A 17,100-nucleotide genomic window follows, 5' to 3' on the forward strand; every position below is an offset into this window, starting at 1 on the left:
CGCGCTGACCACCTTCTCCATCGCCAACGACGTCGCCAAGTACTTCGCCATCATCCCGGCGATGTTCACGGCGGTGTACCCGGGCCTGGACCGGCTGAACGTCATGGGCCTGCACAGCCCCACGTCGGCCATCGCCTCGGCGATCATCTTCAACGCCCTGATCATCGTCGCGCTGATCCCGCTGGCCCTGCGCGGTGTCCGCTACCGGCCCGCCTCCGCGGCCAAGCTGCTCAGCCGCAACATCTGGGTGTACGGCCTGGGCGGTCTGGTGCTGCCGTTCGCCGGCATCAAACTCATCGACCTGATCATCCAGTTCGTCCCCGGTCTGCGCTGACCGGAGAAAAAGGCAGTCATCATGCCCAGTTCCCTTCCCGCCGCGCTGCGCAACCACATGGCAGCCCTGCGGATGCTGCTGGTCCTCACCGTGATCACCGGCATCGTCTATCCACTGGCCGTCACAGGGGTCGCGCAGGCCGCGTTCGGCCACCAGGCCAACGGCTCGCTGGTGCACCGCAACGGCCAGGTCGTCGGGTCCAGCCTCATCGGCCAGAACTTCGACCTGCCGAAGAAGAACCCGAACGACCCGAACGAGGCACCGCGCCCCGACCCGAAGTGGTTCCAGCCCCGGCCGTCCGCCGGCGGCTACGACCCGCTGGCCTCGGGTGCGTCCAACCTCGGTCCGAACAACCCGGACCTGGTGAAGGCGATCAAGGACCGCAAGGCCGCGATCGCCGCGTTCGACGGCGTGAACCCGAAGGACGTGCCGGCGGACGCCGTCACCGCCTCCGGTTCCGGTCTGGACCCCGACATCTCGAAGGCGTACGCCGCCGAGCAGGTCGACCGGGTCGCCAAGGCCCGCGGGCTGGACCCGGCGGCCGTGCGCAAGCTGGTCGCCGAGAACACCCACAGCCGGGCCGTCGGCTTCCTGGGCCAGGACTACGTCAATGTGGTCGACCTCAATCTGGATCTGGCGAAGGCCGAGTAGAGCCTGCTGGCACATCACACATGAGCACGACGCCGCCCCGGTCACCGCGGAGCGCCCCGGGCCCACCCGGCCCGGGGGCCTCGCGGTGGCCGGGCGGCGCGTTCGGTCATCACACGCAAGGAGGGAGCCCGGTGGCATCCACCGCCGTCTCCGACTCGGCGCAGGCGCCGTACGCACGACCCGGCAGGCTCAAGGTGTTCCTCGGTGCGGCGCCCGGCGTGGGCAAGACGTACCGGATGCTCGACGAGGGCAGGCGCCGCGCCGACCGCGGCACCGATGTCGTCGTGGCGTACGTCGAGTGCCACGGCCGGCCGCACACCGAGGAGATGCTCGACGGTCTGGAAGTCGTACCGCGCACGGTGCGCGAGTACCGCGGCACGACGCTGACGGAGATGGACCTCGACGCGGTCCTCGAACGCGCCCCGCAGGTGGCCCTGGTCGACGAACTGCCGCACACCAACGTGGCCGGCGGCCGGCACGCCAAGCGCTGGGAGGACATCGACGACCTGCTCGCCGCGGGCATCGACGTCGTCACCACCGTCAACATCCAGCATCTGGAGTCGCTCAACGACGTCGTCCAGAAGATCACCGGGGTCCCGCAGCGCGAGACCGTGCCCGACGAGGTGGTCCGCCGCGCGCACCAGATCGAGCTGGTCGACATGCCGGCCGACGCACTGCGCCGCCGCATGGCCCACGGCAACGTCTACGCCGCGGAGAAGGTCGACGCGGCGCTCTCCAACTACTTCCGGGTCGGCAACCTGACCGCGCTGCGCGAGCTGGCGCTGCTGTGGGTCGCCGGCCGGGTCGACGAGGCGCTGCAGAAGTACCGCTCGGAGCACGGCATAGGAGGGGTGTGGGAGACCCGCGAGCGGGTCGTGGTCGCGCTGACCGGCGGGCCGGAGGGCGCCACGCTGATCCGCCGCGCGGCACGCATCGCCGACCGGTCCGCGGGCGGCGACCTGCTGGCCGTGCACATCGCCCGCAGCGACGGCCTCGCGGAGGCGTCACCGGCGGCGCTGGCCAAGCAGCGGACCCTGGTGGAGTCGCTGGGCGGCACCTACCACACCGTGGTCGGCGACCACATCCCCAGCGCCCTGCTGGACTTCGCCCGCGCGGAGAGCGCCACCCAGCTGGTGGTGGGCACGAGCCGGCGCGGGCGGCTCTCGCACTTCGTCACCGGCCGCGGCGTCGGCGAGACGGCCGTGGAACTGTCCGGGGACATCGACGTCCACATGGTGACCCACGAGCGGGCCGGCCGCGGCCGGCTGCTGCCCAGCCCGACCAGCAGCCTCTCCCGGGTGCGGCGGGTCGCCGGGCCGGTGGCCGGTCTGGTGCTGCCGGTGCTGCTCACCACTTTCCTCAGCCACACCCGCGGAACCCTGAACCTGACCACCGACACGCTGCTGTTCCTGCTCGCCGTGATCGGTGTGGCCTGCATCGGCGGGGTGGTCTCCGCGCTGCTCGCCTCGATCACCGCCTCGCTGCTCCTCAACTGGTTCTTCATCCCGCCGCTCCACCGGTTCACCATCGGCGAGACCAACAACGCGCTGGCGCTGGTGGTCTTCGCGGTCGCCGCGGTCACCGTCGCCGCGATCGTCGACACCTCGATCCGGTTCTCGCGCAGAGCCGCGAACGCCACCGCGGAGGCCGAGACGCTGTCGTCCCTGGCGGGCAGCATCCTGCGCGGCGACCAGGGGGTGGACGTGCTGCTGCGGCGCACGCGTGAGGCCTTCGGGATGGAGTCGGCGGAACTCGCCCGGCGGACGGACGCCGACCCGGAGGCCGCCAAGACCGCGGGCGCCGGGGACGGCACCGGGAACGGCGGCAGGACGGTGACGGTCACCGCGCCGGTCGGCCCCGACGACGTCCTGGTGCTGCGCGGACGCCGGCTCGCCGCGTCCGAGCGCCGGGTGTTCGTCGCCTTCGCCGGACACGTCGCCGCGGCCCTGGAACGCGCCCGGCTGGCCGAGGCCGCCGCCGAGGTCGAACCCGTGAAGGCCGCGGACCGGATGCGGACCGCACTGCTGGCCGCGGTCAGCCACGACCTGCGCACCCCGATCGCCAGCGGCTGGGCGGCGGTCAGCAGCCTGCGCAGCCGTGACGTGCGCTTCTCCGACGAGGATCGCGACGAGCTGCTCGCCACCGCCGAGGAGTCGCTGGTGCGGCTCAACCGGCTGGTGGACAACCTGCTGGACATGAGCCGCCTGCAGGCGGGAGCCCTGACGCTGAACCTGCAGCCCACCGCGCTCGCCGAGGTGCTGCCCATGGCCCTGGACACCCTGCCCGCCACCGGCACACCGGTGGTCACCCAGGGCGTCGCCGAGACCGCGGACATCCTCGCCGACCCGCCACTGCTGGAACGCGTGCTCGCCAACCTGGTGGCCAACGCGGTCCGGCACAGCCCGCCCGGCCGGAAGGTGCTGGTCTCGGCGAGCGCGCTCGGCGAACGGGTCGAACTGCGGGTGATCGACCAGGGCCCCGGACTCGGACCCGAGGACCACGACCGGGTCTTCGAGCCGTTCCAGCGCATGGGGGACACCGACAACACCACCGGGCTGGGCCTGGGACTGGCGCTGTCGCGCGGCCTGACCGAGGCGATGGGCGGCACGCTCACCCCGGAGGACACACCGGGCGGCGGCCTGACCATGGTCGTCTCGCTGCCGGCCGCGGCGTCGCCCCCGCCCGGCCCTCGGGAGCGGACCACGGTCTGACGGCGGCACGTGCGTCGGGGCCGCACCGGACGGTGCGGCCCCGACGCGGGTGCTGGGGAGTGCGGTCGACCTGGCCCGGCGTCACCGCATCCCCGAGGCGCGCAGGATCGCGCCGGCCTCGTCGTCGACGCGCCGTCCGAGCCCGGCCACGACCCGGCGGCCGGTGCGCAGCGTGCCGCGCTCCAGCGACCGGCGGACACCGGTGTCCAGCAGGTGCCAGAGCAGCGGGTCGGCGACGACCACCTCGGGGTCGATCTCGGCGTGCCCGCCGTGGACGTCGCGCAGCACCAGCCCGGCGGCGATCTCGCCGACCAGCAGAACGGCGACGAGGGCGTCCGTCCGCACCCGCCGGGTACGCAGCACGCCGCGCACGCTGAGCCAGCCCTCTCCTGCCGTCACCTTCGCCGGCCAGAGCAGGGCGGCGACGACCAGCGCGACAGCGCAGGTGGCGAGCGCGTGCAGCACGCCGAGCTCCCCGGTGTCCGCTTCGGCCGCCATCGCCATGGCGAGGACCGCGCAGGCGCAGCCGATCGCCCAGCGGCGGTCGCCGCGCCGTCCGCGCGCGCGGACCGTCTCGTGCACCGGCCCGTGACCCAGGGACCGATCGCCCCCGACCACGGGAGGCGGGCTGTGTCGCCGTCCCATGTCTCCGACGCTAGGAGCCCGCTCCACGCGGGTGGACCGGCGCTGACGGCGCTCTGACGCGCCGCCCGGGTTCTCTGACGCGTTCTTGACACCAGGCCCCGGGGGCCGCGGCCTCCGCGGGCGGTCCGGGGGCCGGGAGTCGCGAGGGGGTGGTCAGGCGCGCGGAACGCCCTGCGGACCGCGGGCCTCACCGGGCTCGGCCGCCGGTCCGTCGGCGTCCAGGGCGAGCGCCGCCCGCAGCTCGGCGAGGTGGGGCGGCTGGGCCCCGTGCCGGGTGGTGGCGATGGCCCCGGCCACCACGGCCTGCCGCAGCACCCGTTCGACCTCCGGCGGTGTGACGGGAAGGCGCACGCCCTGCCCCGCACCGGCGCCCGGCTCGACCACCGCGGCCAGCAGCGCGGACTGGAAGGCGTCGCCCGCGCCGATGGTGTCGGCGACCGCGGTGGCGGGCGCGGGCACGGACACCTCGGCGTCCGCGGTGAAACCGGTGGCGCCGCCGGGCCCGCGGGTCAGCACCGCCAGCCGGGGACCGTGACCGAGCAGGTCACGCGCAGAGCGGCCCGGGTCCTGCCCCGGGTAGAGCCACTCCAGGTCCTCCTCGCTGGCCTTGACGATGTCGGCGGCGCCGACGAGCCGCAGCAGCGCCGCCCGGTAGGCGTCGCGGTCGGGCTGCACGGCGGGCCGCACGTTCAGGTCCACGGCAACCGCGGTGCCCGGCCGTCCGTGCAGCCGCCGGCACGCGTCGACCACGGCGTCGGCGCCCGGGGCGACCACCGCGGCCAGCGAGCCGGTGTGCAGCAGGACGGTGCCGTCGGGGACCGGGATGTCCCGGGGGTCCCACGCGGCGAGGAAGTCGTAGGTGGCCGAGCCGGTCGTGTCGTCCACGTACGCCAGCGCCACCGTGGTGCGTCCCGACGCGCTCGGGGCCCGCACGACCTCCAGCCCCGTGCCGGCGAGGTACTGCGCCACCACTCCCCCGGGAGCGTCGTCGCCCCAGCAGGTGATCAGCGCGACCGGGTGCCCGAGACGCCGCAGCCCGATGGCCACGTTGGCGGGACTGCCCCCGGGGTGGGGGGCGATGCCGCCCGTGCCGGTGTGCCACACCAGATCGACGAGGGTCTCGCCCACGACCGTGATCCGCGCGCTGGTGGTCATGGCCCTGCCTTTCGCTGCTGCTTCGGTGCCGTCGCCGTCGCCCCGGCCCGCCCCCGGCCGAGGAAGAGCCGGCCATCGAATGATCCACGATCGCCGCTGCGGGGGCACACGCCCCCGTCCCCGGCCGCGGGCGACCGCCCCTCCCGGCGGGGGTCACCGCAGCGACGCGGGCAGTTCCTCGCGGTGGACGATGCCCAGGCGCTGGGTCGCCCGGGTCAGCGCCACGTAGAGGTCGCTCGTCCCGAACCGGCCCGGCTCGACCACCAGGACGTGGTCGAACTCCAGGCCCTTCGCCCCGCGCGGGCCGAGCAGGACCACGGCCCGGGTGAGATCGGGCTCGGCACCGGCCGTCACCCCGTCGAGCCGGGCGGCGATCTCCTCGTGCAGCGCGTCGGGCGCGATCACGGCCAGGCGCCCCTCGGCCGGCGTGAGTTCGGCCACCGCCCGCTCCACCGCGCCCGCCAGATCCGCGCCGGACTCCCGCGTCCAGGGCGCGACGCCCGTCGACCGCACCGAGGCCGGCGGCTCGAAGGCCGGGTCCTGGGCCCGCACCACCCGGGCGGCCAGGTCCATCACCTCAGCCGGGGTGCGGTAGTTGACCCCCAGCCGCACCTGCGAGAAGCGGTCGCCGACGTAGGGCTCCAGGATGGCGTCCCACGACCCGACGCCCGCCTCCTCGGACGTCTGCGCGGGGTCGCCGACCAGGGTCAGCGAGCGGGTCGGCGACCGGCGCATCAGCAACCGCCAGGCCATGGGCGACAGTTCCTGCGCCTCGTCCACGATGATGTGCCCGAACGCCCAGGTGCGGTCGGCCGCCGCGCGCTCGGCGGCGCTGCGGTGGTCGGCCTCCTCCTGACGCTCGGCCATCCGCTCGGCGTCGATGATGTCGTGGGCGGCCAGGACCTCGGACTCCTCGTCCTCGAACTCGTAGCTCTCGGAACCCTGGGACACCGCGAGGACGCCCTGGGCGTACGCGATGCGCTCCTGCCGCTCGGCCTCGGCGGCCGCCCGCTCGGCGCTGTCGTCGGTCCCGAGCAGCTCGGCGGCCTCGTCCAGGAGCGGCACGTCGGCCGGGGTCCACTCCCCCGCGCCGCGGGCGCGCCGGACGGCTTCCGCGTCCTCGTCCGGCAGGTAGACCGGCTCGGCCAGGTAGTCGGCGAGGAACCGCTGCGGGCTGAGCGGCGGCCAGAGCTCGGCGAGCGCGGCGTGCACCTCCTCGTTGGCGGCGACGGCCTTGCCGAGCTGGGCGATGTCGTCGGGACCCAGGAAGTTGGGACCGCCGTACGGGTCCGCGCCGAGGCGTTCGGCGAGCTGTGCGGTGAGCGCGTCGACGGCGTGGAAGACGAAGTACGGGCGGGCGATGTTGTGCGGCAGCAGCGTGTCGCGGGCCGCCTGCCGGGCCTCGTAGGCGATCTCCCAGTCCAGGATCAGGTCGCCGTCGTCGTGCCGGATGATCACGGGGGCGCCGGGCTCGGGCAGCGCCTGGCGGTCGCGCAGCGCCATGGCCAGCACCTCGGCCATCCCGGCGTCGCCCTTGACCGCGGCCGCCCGGGGGGTGTCGGTGCCGCGGGCGTGGACGCCGGGGAACAGTTCGGCCTGGGTGGCGAGCAGGACGCCGGTCTCGCCGAGGGCCGGCAGCACCTCGCCGATGTAGCGCAGGAAGGCCGCGTTGGGGCCGACGACCAGTACCGCGCGCTTGGCCAGCAGCTCCCGCTGCTCGTACAGCAGGAACGCCGCGCGGTGCAGGGCGACGGCGGTCTTGCCGGTGCCCGGGCCGCCCTCGACGACGAGCACACCGTGGTGGTCGGCCCGGATGACGCGGTCCTGCTCGGCCTGGATGGTCCGCACGATGTCGCTCATGCGCCCGGTGCGGGCGGAGTTGAGCGAGGCGAGCAGGACGGCGTCGCCGCTGGGGTCCTCGAAGCCGCTGCGTTCGCGGTCCCCCAGGTCGAGGATCTCGTCGTGCAGCTCGGTCACCGTGCGGCCCTCGGTGGTGATGTGCCGGCGCCGGCGCAGACCCAGCGGGGTGTGCCCGGTGGCGAGATAGAACGGCCGCGCGACGGGTGCGCGCCAGTCGATCAGCACGGGGGTGTGATCGGCGTCGTCCTCACGAATTCCGATGCGGCCGATATGGTGCGCGGAACCGTCCTGGAGGTCGATCCGGCCGAAGCAGAGCGAGCCGTCCACCGCATTCAGGGCGGCCAGCACACCCGCGCGCTCGGCGACGAGCACATCGCGTTCGAGGCGGGCCTGCATGCCCGTTCCCACCGGGATCAGCGCGTCCTTGACGCGGCGTTCGGCGAGGCCGCGGAGCGTGTCGACCCGGTCGTACACCCGGTCGAGGAATTCCTGCTCCCTCTGCAATTCGGCGTGTGCGCGATTTGACAAAGCGGCCCCCAGTCGGATACCTTGTTTTCTGTCAGCCCCGGTCGCGGGGCCTTTTTCTGTGAGTACACAGAAACCCTCAATATACGCGGGGAAATCCGCCCTCCGCAATGCGGCGCCGCGGCTTTTGAACTTGAAAGCGTGATGTCGGTCAGTCGTCTGTGATCAGGCCAGTGCCTGCGAGGCATCCGTCGATCAACTCTGGGCGGTATTGGATGCGCTTGAGTCGGCGCTTCACGGCACGAGTGATCTCGCTGAGGTCGGCGGCGGCGAGATTGCCGTGTCGCGTTTGACCAGTGACCAGATGCCTTCCTGGGGGTTGAGGTCCGGGGCGTAGGTGGGCAGCTGGAAGACGGTCAGCCAGTCGGCGTTCGCGTCGATGAACTCCTTCATCCCGGCGGTCAGGTGCAGTCGGACGTTGTCCCAGACGAGCACGATTGGGCCGCCGAGCTGGATGCGGGCACGAACGAGCAGGTCCCGGAAGTCCTGCCACCCGAAGCCCTTCGGTTTGTTCTTGCGGCCCCGGTACTCGCGGATCGCGTAGATCAGCCGGGACCGCTCGCCCGGCTTGTAGCAGGTCATGCCCGCCATCGACACTCGCCCGGAGCCTCGGCCCCGCACCCGCACGACGGGGGTCTGGCCGATCCGGCCCCAGGTCCTGGCGCGCGGCGGGGTCATCGACTGCCCGGCTTCGTCCTCGAAGAGGATCCAGGCGCCGCGCTCCGCCGCGGTGCTCTTACCCGCGGCCAGGTCTCCTTCTTCCAGACCTCGACTGCGTCGTCGTCGCGCTCGATGGCCCGCCGGGCGGGCTGCTGCCACGACCAGCCGTGCCGCTTCAGTAACTGCCAGGTGCCCTCGACGGTGTAGGAGACGTGGAACAGCCGGCCGATCAGCGTCTTGATCCGCGCCAGCGTCCACCGCTGATCCGTCCAACCATGGACGAGCGGGCCTCGCTCCAACTCGCGCTCAAGTCTGGCAACCTGGGCCTCGCTGAGCCGAGAGCGGCCCGGGGACCCCTTCGACAGCAGCCCGGGCTCGCCGCACTCGCGCCAGGACCTTCGCCATCGCTCCATCGACCGCACGCTCACCCGCAGCCCGGCTGCGATCTCTGCATTCTTTTGACCGACCTCGAAGCGTTCGACGGCCTGAAGCCGCAATCGCTGGCGGGCGGCCCTCCCGGCATCGGTCAACCCGCCGCCCTGCGCGTATCTCACGTCCCAGGACTATCGGACCGGGCTGCTGCTGTTCGGCGAACGGCCAGGGCATCACCCGGCCGAGGTCACTTCTCGCCGGCCAGCTTCCACAGATGCACAGCGATCCGGTCCTTGGAGACCGTGTACCACGCGCCGTCCCCCGCAGAGCGGGCAGGCCCGGAGACAGGGAAGGGGTAGGAGACTTCGCCTCGCAGGGTCATCCCATGCACGTTGACCAGCCAGTGGCGGGCCGTGCCGTACCGGGCGTCGCACTCGGAGGTCCCGGCAACGATGGTGTCCTCGTCGATGAAGGCTGCATCGTAGTCCCAGTACACCCTGTCCTCGCCAGTGCTCCGCGGGTGGGACGGCACCGTGCCCTGGGCGTCCAGTTCCTGCAGAAGCGCGCCGTCCTCCGTCCGGTGGAGGGAGAGCGACCACTGCCCGACATCGACGGTCAGGAGGTGCCGGCCGGACGGGCTCACCGCAAGGAGGACCAGCTCGGTCCCGATCTGCGCGGCGGTCAGCTGCTGCCCGTCCCAGCGTCCCCAGAGCGCGGGTGACCCTTCCTCGCCCTCGCCGACACTCAGCCCCATCTGCGTCGGGTCCAGGTGCGGAGTGTGCTCGGAGTTGGAGGCCACGGTCATGGTGTTCACGCGTCCCAGGACTCTTCCGTCCATGGCGTCCAGGAGCACCCACAACTCCTGGTCATCCTCCGTGCCCTCATCGCCGTCCAACGGAGCGCGGACGTGGGCCCAAACGAGCCTGCCGTCCGCGCTGACCGCGGCCGAGCCGCTGTCAGCGTAGAGGTGGTCCTTGTCGTGCGCGTATTCGTCGAACGACGGGTGCAGAAGGGCACAGCCGCCGTACCAGCAGCCATGCCGCACTTCCCAGCGCGTCGTGCCGGTCGCCGCCACTGAACGCACGGCGTGCACGCCGGCGAACACCGCGGCATCCCGCTCCGGCGACACCGTCACCGAACCGAAGTGGCGCGGCCAGGGCGTCGGGAAGCGGACCTCGGAGGCTCGACCGGCGGCGAGCGCGTCCATGTCGAGGGCCACCACTTCTGTGTCGTCACGCTGCACGAGAAGTCGGCGGTTGGGCCAGTGCAGGACCTGCGGAGCGTCCGAGGACGCCGGGTCCATGGGAGCGGCGATGGTGGCGACGAGACGAGCGGCGATGGTCAAAGTTCTTCCAGCCACAGACGACGAACGATGTGAGAGCTTGACGCACACCCTACGGGGGAAGGCAACGAAGCTCCGCGGACCAATACCGCGACATGGCCACCTCAACACGCTGGATCGCGGTTGCCCTGACGCAGCCTCCGACTGGCCGACATCACGCTTTCAAGTTCAGTTGCGGGTATCCGTGGGGCCCGGGAGTCCGTGGGGCGCGCGAGACGGCGCCGATCGCCCGATCAGGGCGCGTCCGGGACGGTCCGCCGCGGGTGACTCCCCCGGAGGGTGGCGGTGAGCGGGGCCCCGAAGCGGGCGAGGCAGTGCCAGACCTTCTTGACCGCCTGCTGGTCGTGGCCCCCTGAGGTGACGGCGTCGCCGAGGACGCGCGGATCGAGCACGCCGCGGACGGCGAGCCGCGCGCCGAGGTCGACGTACTCCTGACCCCGGTAGTCGGGACGGCGGCGCAGTTCGGCGACGCCGAGGCGGAATCCCGCGTGCCATTCCAGGGGGCACGGCAGCGCCCGGGCGGCCTCCTCGACGGCCGTGCCCCGGTAGCAGGGGTCAAGGACGAGGGCCTCGACGTCGCGGTCCAGCCGCACCGGTCCGTGCACCTGTGCCTCGACGTAGTCGTCCAGGGCGTCCCGGCCCCCGGCCCGGGCCAGGGCGACGAGCGCCATGCGGCCGGCCGTTCCGAAGTCCCAGGGCTCGAAGACGCTGTCCGGATAGCAGAAGGTCGTGCGTTCCAGGGTGTGGCCGGTCAGGCGGAAATGGGCGGAGCCGAAGCGGGGGGCGGCGCCGGCCGGCTCGCGGCGGAAGTCCAGGGCGCCGTAGACCGGCCGTTCGGCGGCGGGCGCGGTGTCGTAGGCACCGCCGAAGATGCGGCTCTCCCAGCGCCACCGGTCGCCACCGGGGTGCGCCGTCAGGCCGCCGTTGCTCGTCCCGGTGACGAACTGCGAGGCGTACACACCGCTTTCGGCCAGGGCGGCCAGGATCGGCCTGCCTCCGGCCGCCGGCCGGTCCGGGTGGAAGTTCACGGTCACCCGCAGCGCGGGATCCACGGGATCGCCCGACGCCCTCGCCGCCACATGGGCCAGCGCCCGCTCCCGCGCCGTCTCCGCCTGTCCCGCGTCCGCCATCCCCGCAGTCTCCCCCGCCGCGCCTCGTGCCCGCAGCCCCGTTTCCGGGCCGGGCGTTTCCCGGCCGGGCGTTTCCGGGCCGGACCGGTCAGGGCGCGGCCGCGCCGAGCCTCGACGGGGCCCGGCGCCCGCTGCGGGCAGCCACCGCCTGAGCGGCCGGCCGGGAGCCGGAGACGGCGTGGTGGGAGCGGGGGGCGGCGCGGGCACGGACGTACGATGCGGCCTATGAACGACGCCCTGCCCCGCCCCGAAGTCTTTACCCCGAGCACCCCTCCCGAGGCGCTGGAGGATCTGCGGAGGCGGCTGCGGGCGACGCGATGGCCGGACGTGCCGGAGGACGCGGGCTGGTCGCTCGGGACGGACGTGGACTATCTGCGGGAGCTGGTCGCGTACTGGGCGGACGGGTTCGACTGGCCGGCGCGGGAGGCGGAGCTCGCGCGGCTCCCGCACTTCCGCGTCACGCTCGGCGGCCTCGGGATCCACTATGTGCACGCCCGGGCGGTCGCGCCCGCCGGGCCGGTGCTGCCGCTGGTGCTCAGCCACGGCTGGCCGGACGCGTTCTGGCGCTACACCAAGGTGATCCCGCTGCTGACCGACCCCGGCTCCCACGGCGGGGACCCGGCCGACGCCTTCGACGTGGTCGTGCCCGACATGCCCGGCTACGGGTACAGCGACCGTCCGCCGGCCGCCCCGCTGAACTCCGTCGCGGTCGCCGGGCTGTGGGCCGAGCTGATGAGTGTGCTCGGGTACGACCGGTTCGGGGCGGCCGGCGGGGACATCGGCAGCCACGTCAGCCGCTACCTGGGGCTGGACCACCCGGAGCGGGTGGTGGCCGTCCACCGCACCGACGCCGGCGTGCCGGTCCTCACCGGGGACGGCGCCGAACTCACCGCCGAGGAGCGGGCGTTCGTCGACGGCGCCGCGGCGTGGGGGGCCGGTGAGGGCGCGTACGCGGCCATGCACCGCACCAAGCCGCAGACCGCCGCCGTCGGCCTGACCGACTCGCCGGCCGGACTCGCCGCGTGGATCGTGGAGAAGCTGCGCGCGTGGAGCGACTGCGGCGGCGACGTCGAACGCAGCTACACCAAGGACGAGATCCTGACGCTCGTCACGCTGTACTGGCTGACCGGGACCATCGGCTCGTCGATGCGCATGTACCGGGCGAACGGCGCCATCCCGCCCGCGCAGCTCGCCCGCCGCGTCGAGGTGCCCTCCGGCTTCACGCTCTTCCCGGCCGATCTCGTGCGGCCCCCGCGGGCGTGGCTCGACCGGACCGCGAACACCGTGCGGGTCACCGAGGCTCCGCGCGGCGGTCACTTCGCGCCGTTCGAGGAGCCGGAGCTGTACGCCGAGGAACTGCGCGCGTTCTTCCGGCCGTTCAGGGCGACGCTGACCGCCGGGCGTCAGCCGGCACCTCAACTCCCGTGAAGGACGGGGCGGAACGCTGCGCGGTCCCTGCGACAGGCCGCCGACCGGGTGAGGTTCGGGCGGGTTCCGGCGGGTTCGGGCAGGTGCGGCCCGATCGACGACGGGGTCAGCGCCGCCGCTCGGCCCACCGGACCGCCGGGACCATCGCCGCGCCGCTGAGCGCGAACAGCGCGGCCGGCACCGCCCATCCGAGGGGCCCGTGGCCGATCGCGGTCGCCGTCACGACGGCGGGGCCGGCCATCATCCCGGCGGACGCCCCGGCGTTGAAGACCCCCTGGTACGCGCCGGTGGCCCCGCGATCCGCGAGGTCGTAGCTGAGCAGCCAGCCGCCGGCCTGGGAGAACACCTCGCCGACCGTCTCCAGGGCGACCGCCGCGAGCAGCACGGCCGCGGCGGCCGCACCGGGCAGGCCGTGGGTGAGCGCGATGACCAGGCAGGAGCCGGCCAGCATCAGCCCGGCGGCCCGGCAGGCGCGCGCCGCGGAGCGCAGGTCCCGGGTGGCCCGGGTGGCGCGGACCTGGAAGGCCACGACCAGCACGGTGTTGAGCAGGAGGGTGGCCGCGACGACGGCGCGGGGCGCGTCGGTCTCGCGCACCACCCACAGCGGGATGCCGACGTTCAGCACGGCGAACTGCAGGGTGAGCAGGGCGTTCAGCAGGGTGACGGCGAGGTACGGCACATCGCGCAGGGCACTGCGGCGTGCGGCCTCCGCGCTCCTGCCCGATCCGTCCGTGCCGACGCACTCATCGGCGGTCCCGCCGCCACTGACCTCTTCCGTGACCGCCTCCGGCGCCGGCCGCTCCCCTCGCCTACCTGCCGCCAGGGGAATGCCCGGCAGGATCGCGGCCACTGCCAGGAACGAGACGGCGTTGGCGAGGATCACCGTGACGTAGGCGCCCCGGCTGTCCGCCTGCAGCGCGACGGCCGCGAGAGCCGCGCCGGCGCCGATGCCGACGTTGGTGACGGCCCGCAGGTAGGCCCGGCCCCGGACCCGCGTCTCCTTGGGCAGGGCGTCGGCGTACAGCGCGTTGCGCACGGCCGCCGCGCCGCGGTCCACGGCGGTCTCCGCGCACACCACCACCATGAACACGGCGAAGCTGTGCACCAGGACGTAGGACGCCATGCCCGCGGCCTCGACGACGTTCAGCACGACGAGCGCCCGCCGGCTGCCCCAGCGGTCGGCGGCCCGCCCGGCCGGGATGCTCGCCGCCACTCCGCACAGCCCCGCGGCGGTGAGGCCGACGCCGACCCGGCCGACGCTCAGGCCCACGATGCGGGTGAAGTACAGCGTGCTCACGGTCATGAACAGACCGCTGCCGATGGTGTTGACCAGCACCATCCAGGACAGCCGGCGGACCACGGGATCGGGGTGCAGGAGGCGGCGGCGGGCGGGTGCGGCGGGCGGACCGGCCTGCACGGTGGGTGGGGTCGTCATGATCCGATCACACCTGCTCGCCCCGCGGCCGGGAAATGATTTAGCGTGGCGCTCAATGATCCGCTTCCGCCTGGGACTTGCCGACCTCGCCTCGGCCTCCTTCGCGTGCTCGGCCCTGCAGGAGGCGGCGTTGAGCCTGCGCATGTGGGCGCACCCGGGGCACTACGTCGAGCAGACACCCTGGTTCCTGCGCATGCGGCCGGACTTCGAGGCGCTGCGCGGCCGCGACCTGCTGCTGTCGCTCGTCGCCTCGAACCGCTTCGTGCCCGACTTCCTGACGCCCCGGCCCACCACCCCGTGGCCTGTCTTCCAGGACGAACTGACGGCGCTGCGCGCGACGGCGCCCGCCCTCGTGCGGCCGGATCTGGAGCGGACGTTCCTGCCGCACGACGGGGTGGTGCCGCCGCTGCTCGCCGGCGGGCTGGACGACCCGGTGGCGCTGCTGGACCGCGTCGCCGAGGCGCTGGCGGAGTACTGGGAGTGCTGCATGGCGCCCGCCTGGTGGCCGCGGGCGCGTTCGGTGCTGCAGGCCGATCTGGTGTACCGGGCGCGGATGCTGGCGGAGGGCGGCGCGGACGCGCTCTTCGCCGATCTCTCCCCGCGGCTGCGCTGGCGGGACGGTGAGCTGACGATCCGCTGGGACCAGCCGCTGACCCTGGCCCGCGAGGAGGTCGACGTCGACGGCCGCGGGCTGGTGCTGGTCCCCACGTGCTTCGCGCGCGGGGCGAGCACCAGCATCGATCCCGGTCCGGCGCCCGTCATCACCTATCCGGCGCGCGGGCGGGCCACGATGACCGAGAACGCCGAGAGCATGGAACCGGCGCCCGCGGGGCCGGCGTTGCGGCGCCTGCTGGGCGAACCCCGCGCGCGGCTGCTCCTGCTGCTGGACGAGCCGGCATCGACCACGGAACTGGCCCGCCGCCTGCACGTCACTCCCGGCGCGGTCAGCCAGCACCTGCGGGTGCTGCACGACGCCCGGCTGGTGAACCGCGCCCGCCACGGCCGGATCGTCCTCTACGCCCGCAGCACGCTCGGCGACGCGCTCTGCGGGTAGGGCGGGCTCTCGGCGGGGTGGTCCGCGCGCGCGACCGCGCCGGGCTTCACTGTCCGATCCCGTCCGGTTCGCCGGGCGCCAGGTCAGTGCCGTGGTGGCGCCGGTGGTGCCGCAGCCGGACGAGGACCGGGTCACGGCTCGCGGTGTGCGGGCCGCCGCCGGGCGGTCGGTGCCCGGCGGCGTGGTCCCCGACGTGCGCCGACGCGTGGTGGACCTGCGCGGCGGCGACGAGCGCGTCCTCGTCCTCGCCGGTGGTCTCCACGTCGCGGTTCCGGCAGATCAGGCTGAGCGTCATCGCGGTCTCCCGTCACGCCGGCGGGACCGCGTCCGGAGGGGTGACCGGGCGGGGGCCCGGCGGTCGGGAGCGGCCGGTGCGCGGCAGCCGGGGGCGGCGGGGCGCCGCCCGGCCGCCCCTCAGTGGTGGTGCCCGTGACCGCCGGCCGCGGCGGTCCCGTCCTCCGCGCCCTCCGGCGCGCCGCCCATCATGCGCAGCATGTCCCGGCCGCCGGTGGCGAGGAAGCGGACGACCAGGACGGCGGCGAGCAGCAGGAAGACGATGTTGAGCACGGTCGTGTAGTCCCATGTCACCCCGGACTCGGGCACCTTGGCGTCGGCCTGGTCGGGGATCAGCCCGAGGCCGCCGAAGAGCACTTCCACCACGTAGCCGGCGACCACCATCGCGGCGTAGAACGTGCCGAGCAGGAACAGGGCGGTCCGGGCGCCGTAGTACTTCCGGTAGATGTTCAGGATCGGCAGGATGATCAGGTCGGCGAAGATGAAGGCGACCACGCCGCCGAAGCTGATGCCGCCCTTCCACAGGACGACGGCCAGCGGCACGTTGCCGACCGAGCAGACGAACGAGGCGATCGCCACCAGCGGGCCGACCAGCGGCCCCCAGATCTTGGCGGCGACGGGGTGCCCGGTGAAGAAGAAGTGCCGCCAGAAGGAGTCCGGCACCCAGGCCGCGATCGCGCCGGCGATGAACAGACCCACCACGAGGTCCCGCAGGATCGCCGCCCACTCCATCACGAAGACGTGGGACACCGCGGTGAAGCCCTCGCGCGAGCGCGGGCGGCGGAAGAAGGAGCCTTCGCCCCGGACGGACATGTCCATCGCCGCGTGGCCCTCCATCGAGCCGGCGATCCCCCGGTCCGCCTGCTCGCGCGCCTGCCGCAGCAGCCGCTCCCGCAACAGGAGGCGGAACAGCACGGCGATCAGCACGATCATCACGGGACCGCCGACGAACTCGGCCACCGTGAACTGCCAGCCCATCAGCAGCGCCAGGATGACGCCGAGCTCGACGACCAGGTTGGTGGAGGCGATCTCGAAGGCCATCGCGGCGGTGAAGTCGGCGCCCTTGCGGAACAGCGAGCGGGCCAGCGCGACCGCGGCGTAGGAGCAGGACGATGAGGCGATGCCCAGCCCGGACGCGACCGCCAGCGTCCGCGGCCGGTCGTCACCGAGCGCCCGCACCACCGCCGATCGGTGCACCACGGCCTGGACGACCGCGGACAGCGTGAACCCGAGGATCAGCGCCCAGGTGATCTCCCAGGTCATCGATCCGGTGATGGACAGCGCGTGCAGGATGGCGTGCATGTCGTCCCCTTGCCCAGTACGGCGGCACGAACACGACCTTATACCCCTAGGGGGTATGGACGGCTACCCTGTCCCAGGACGGCGAGAGGAAGCCCGGCCGGTAGGAGCGGCCAGGACCCGGAGCCGGGGGCGTCCCAGCGGGGACCGGACCACGCCCGCGGGCCCCGGTACCGACGGGGGTACCGGGGCCCGCGCGACGGGG

Annotated in this window: 12 protein-coding genes and 2 pseudogenes; 5 read left to right on the forward strand and 9 right to left on the reverse strand. The window is 73.6% G+C overall.

Annotated features, from left to right (window positions below; translation table 11 throughout):
- From K7862_RS20515 to K7862_RS20525, 3 genes and pseudogenes are all read left to right on the forward strand, one after another.
- Positions 1-334: pseudogene (locus K7862_RS20515) on the forward strand (potassium-transporting ATPase subunit B); the annotation flags it as partial.
- A gap of 21 nt (positions 335-355) precedes the next feature.
- Positions 356-985, forward strand: a complete 630-nt coding sequence (gene kdpC / locus K7862_RS20520) for a potassium-transporting ATPase subunit KdpC (protein WP_222964602.1) — start codon at positions 356-358, stop codon at positions 983-985.
- A 131-nt stretch (positions 986-1,116) separates the two neighbouring features.
- Positions 1,117-3,696 (forward strand): sensor histidine kinase, encoded by a 2,580-nt coding sequence (locus K7862_RS20525; protein WP_308012087.1) that lies wholly within the window; start codon positions 1,117-1,119, stop codon positions 3,694-3,696.
- An 81-nt stretch (positions 3,697-3,777) separates the two neighbouring features.
- Here K7862_RS20525 and K7862_RS20530 read toward each other — a convergent pair whose 3' ends face one another.
- The 6 genes and pseudogenes from K7862_RS20530 to K7862_RS20560 form a co-directional block, all read right to left on the reverse strand.
- Positions 3,778-4,341, reverse strand: a complete 564-nt coding sequence (locus K7862_RS20530) for a hypothetical protein (protein ID WP_222964606.1) — start codon at positions 4,339-4,341, stop codon at positions 3,778-3,780.
- A gap of 153 nt (positions 4,342-4,494) precedes the next feature.
- Positions 4,495-5,496, reverse strand: coding sequence for a carbohydrate kinase family protein (locus tag K7862_RS20535; RefSeq protein ID WP_222964608.1), 1,002 nt, complete (start codon positions 5,494-5,496; stop codon positions 4,495-4,497).
- Between the two features lie 153 nt (positions 5,497-5,649).
- Positions 5,650-7,860 carry a HelD family protein gene (locus K7862_RS20540; protein WP_222964610.1) on the reverse strand — a complete coding sequence of 737 codons (2,211 nt, stop codon included), beginning with the start codon at positions 7,858-7,860 and terminating at the stop codon, positions 5,650-5,652.
- Positions 7,861-8,032: 172 nt separating this feature from the next.
- Positions 8,033-9,095, reverse strand: a pseudogene (locus K7862_RS38590) (IS630 family transposase).
- Between the two features lie 65 nt (positions 9,096-9,160).
- Positions 9,161-10,216, reverse strand: a complete 1,056-nt coding sequence (locus tag K7862_RS20555) for a hypothetical protein (RefSeq protein ID WP_262413519.1) — start codon at positions 10,214-10,216, stop codon at positions 9,161-9,163.
- A gap of 272 nt (positions 10,217-10,488) precedes the next feature.
- Complete coding sequence (locus K7862_RS20560) at positions 10,489-11,385, reverse strand: DUF3626 domain-containing protein (protein ID WP_222964614.1); 897 nt, start codon at positions 11,383-11,385, stop codon at positions 10,489-10,491.
- A 225-nt stretch (positions 11,386-11,610) separates the two neighbouring features.
- On the opposite strand from K7862_RS20560, the gene K7862_RS20565 reads away from it, so the two are divergent.
- Positions 11,611-12,813, forward strand: coding sequence for an epoxide hydrolase family protein (locus tag K7862_RS20565; protein ID WP_222964616.1), 1,203 nt, complete (start codon positions 11,611-11,613; stop codon positions 12,811-12,813).
- 106 nt (positions 12,814-12,919) lie between these two features.
- Here K7862_RS20565 and K7862_RS20570 read toward each other — a convergent pair whose 3' ends face one another.
- Positions 12,920-14,248: an MFS transporter gene (locus K7862_RS20570; protein WP_222964618.1), complete on the reverse strand. Its 1,329-nt coding sequence runs from the start codon at positions 14,246-14,248 to the stop codon at positions 12,920-12,922.
- A gap of 55 nt (positions 14,249-14,303) precedes the next feature.
- Between K7862_RS20570 and K7862_RS20575 the strand changes: the two genes are divergently transcribed.
- Positions 14,304-15,302 carry an ArsR/SmtB family transcription factor gene (locus K7862_RS20575; RefSeq protein ID WP_222964620.1) on the forward strand — a complete coding sequence of 333 codons (999 nt, stop codon included), beginning with the start codon at positions 14,304-14,306 and terminating at the stop codon, positions 15,300-15,302.
- A gap of 46 nt (positions 15,303-15,348) precedes the next feature.
- Here the strand turns inward: K7862_RS20575 and K7862_RS20580 are convergent, their stop codons facing one another.
- Together K7862_RS20580 and K7862_RS20585 are read right to left on the reverse strand one after the other, a co-directional pair.
- Positions 15,349-15,597 (reverse strand): hypothetical protein, encoded by a 249-nt coding sequence (locus K7862_RS20580; protein WP_222964622.1) that lies wholly within the window; start codon positions 15,595-15,597, stop codon positions 15,349-15,351.
- 119 nt (positions 15,598-15,716) lie between these two features.
- The gene (locus K7862_RS20585) at positions 15,717-16,898 is read right to left on the reverse strand and encodes a permease (protein ID WP_222964624.1); all 1,182 of its coding nucleotides are present in this window, start codon (positions 16,896-16,898) and stop codon (positions 15,717-15,719) included.
- Between the last annotated feature and the right edge of the window lie 202 nt (positions 16,899-17,100).

The sequence above is a fragment of the Actinacidiphila acidipaludis genome (assembly GCF_019890725.1).
GTDB lineage: Bacteria > Actinomycetota > Actinomycetes > Streptomycetales > Streptomycetaceae > Actinacidiphila > Actinacidiphila acidipaludis.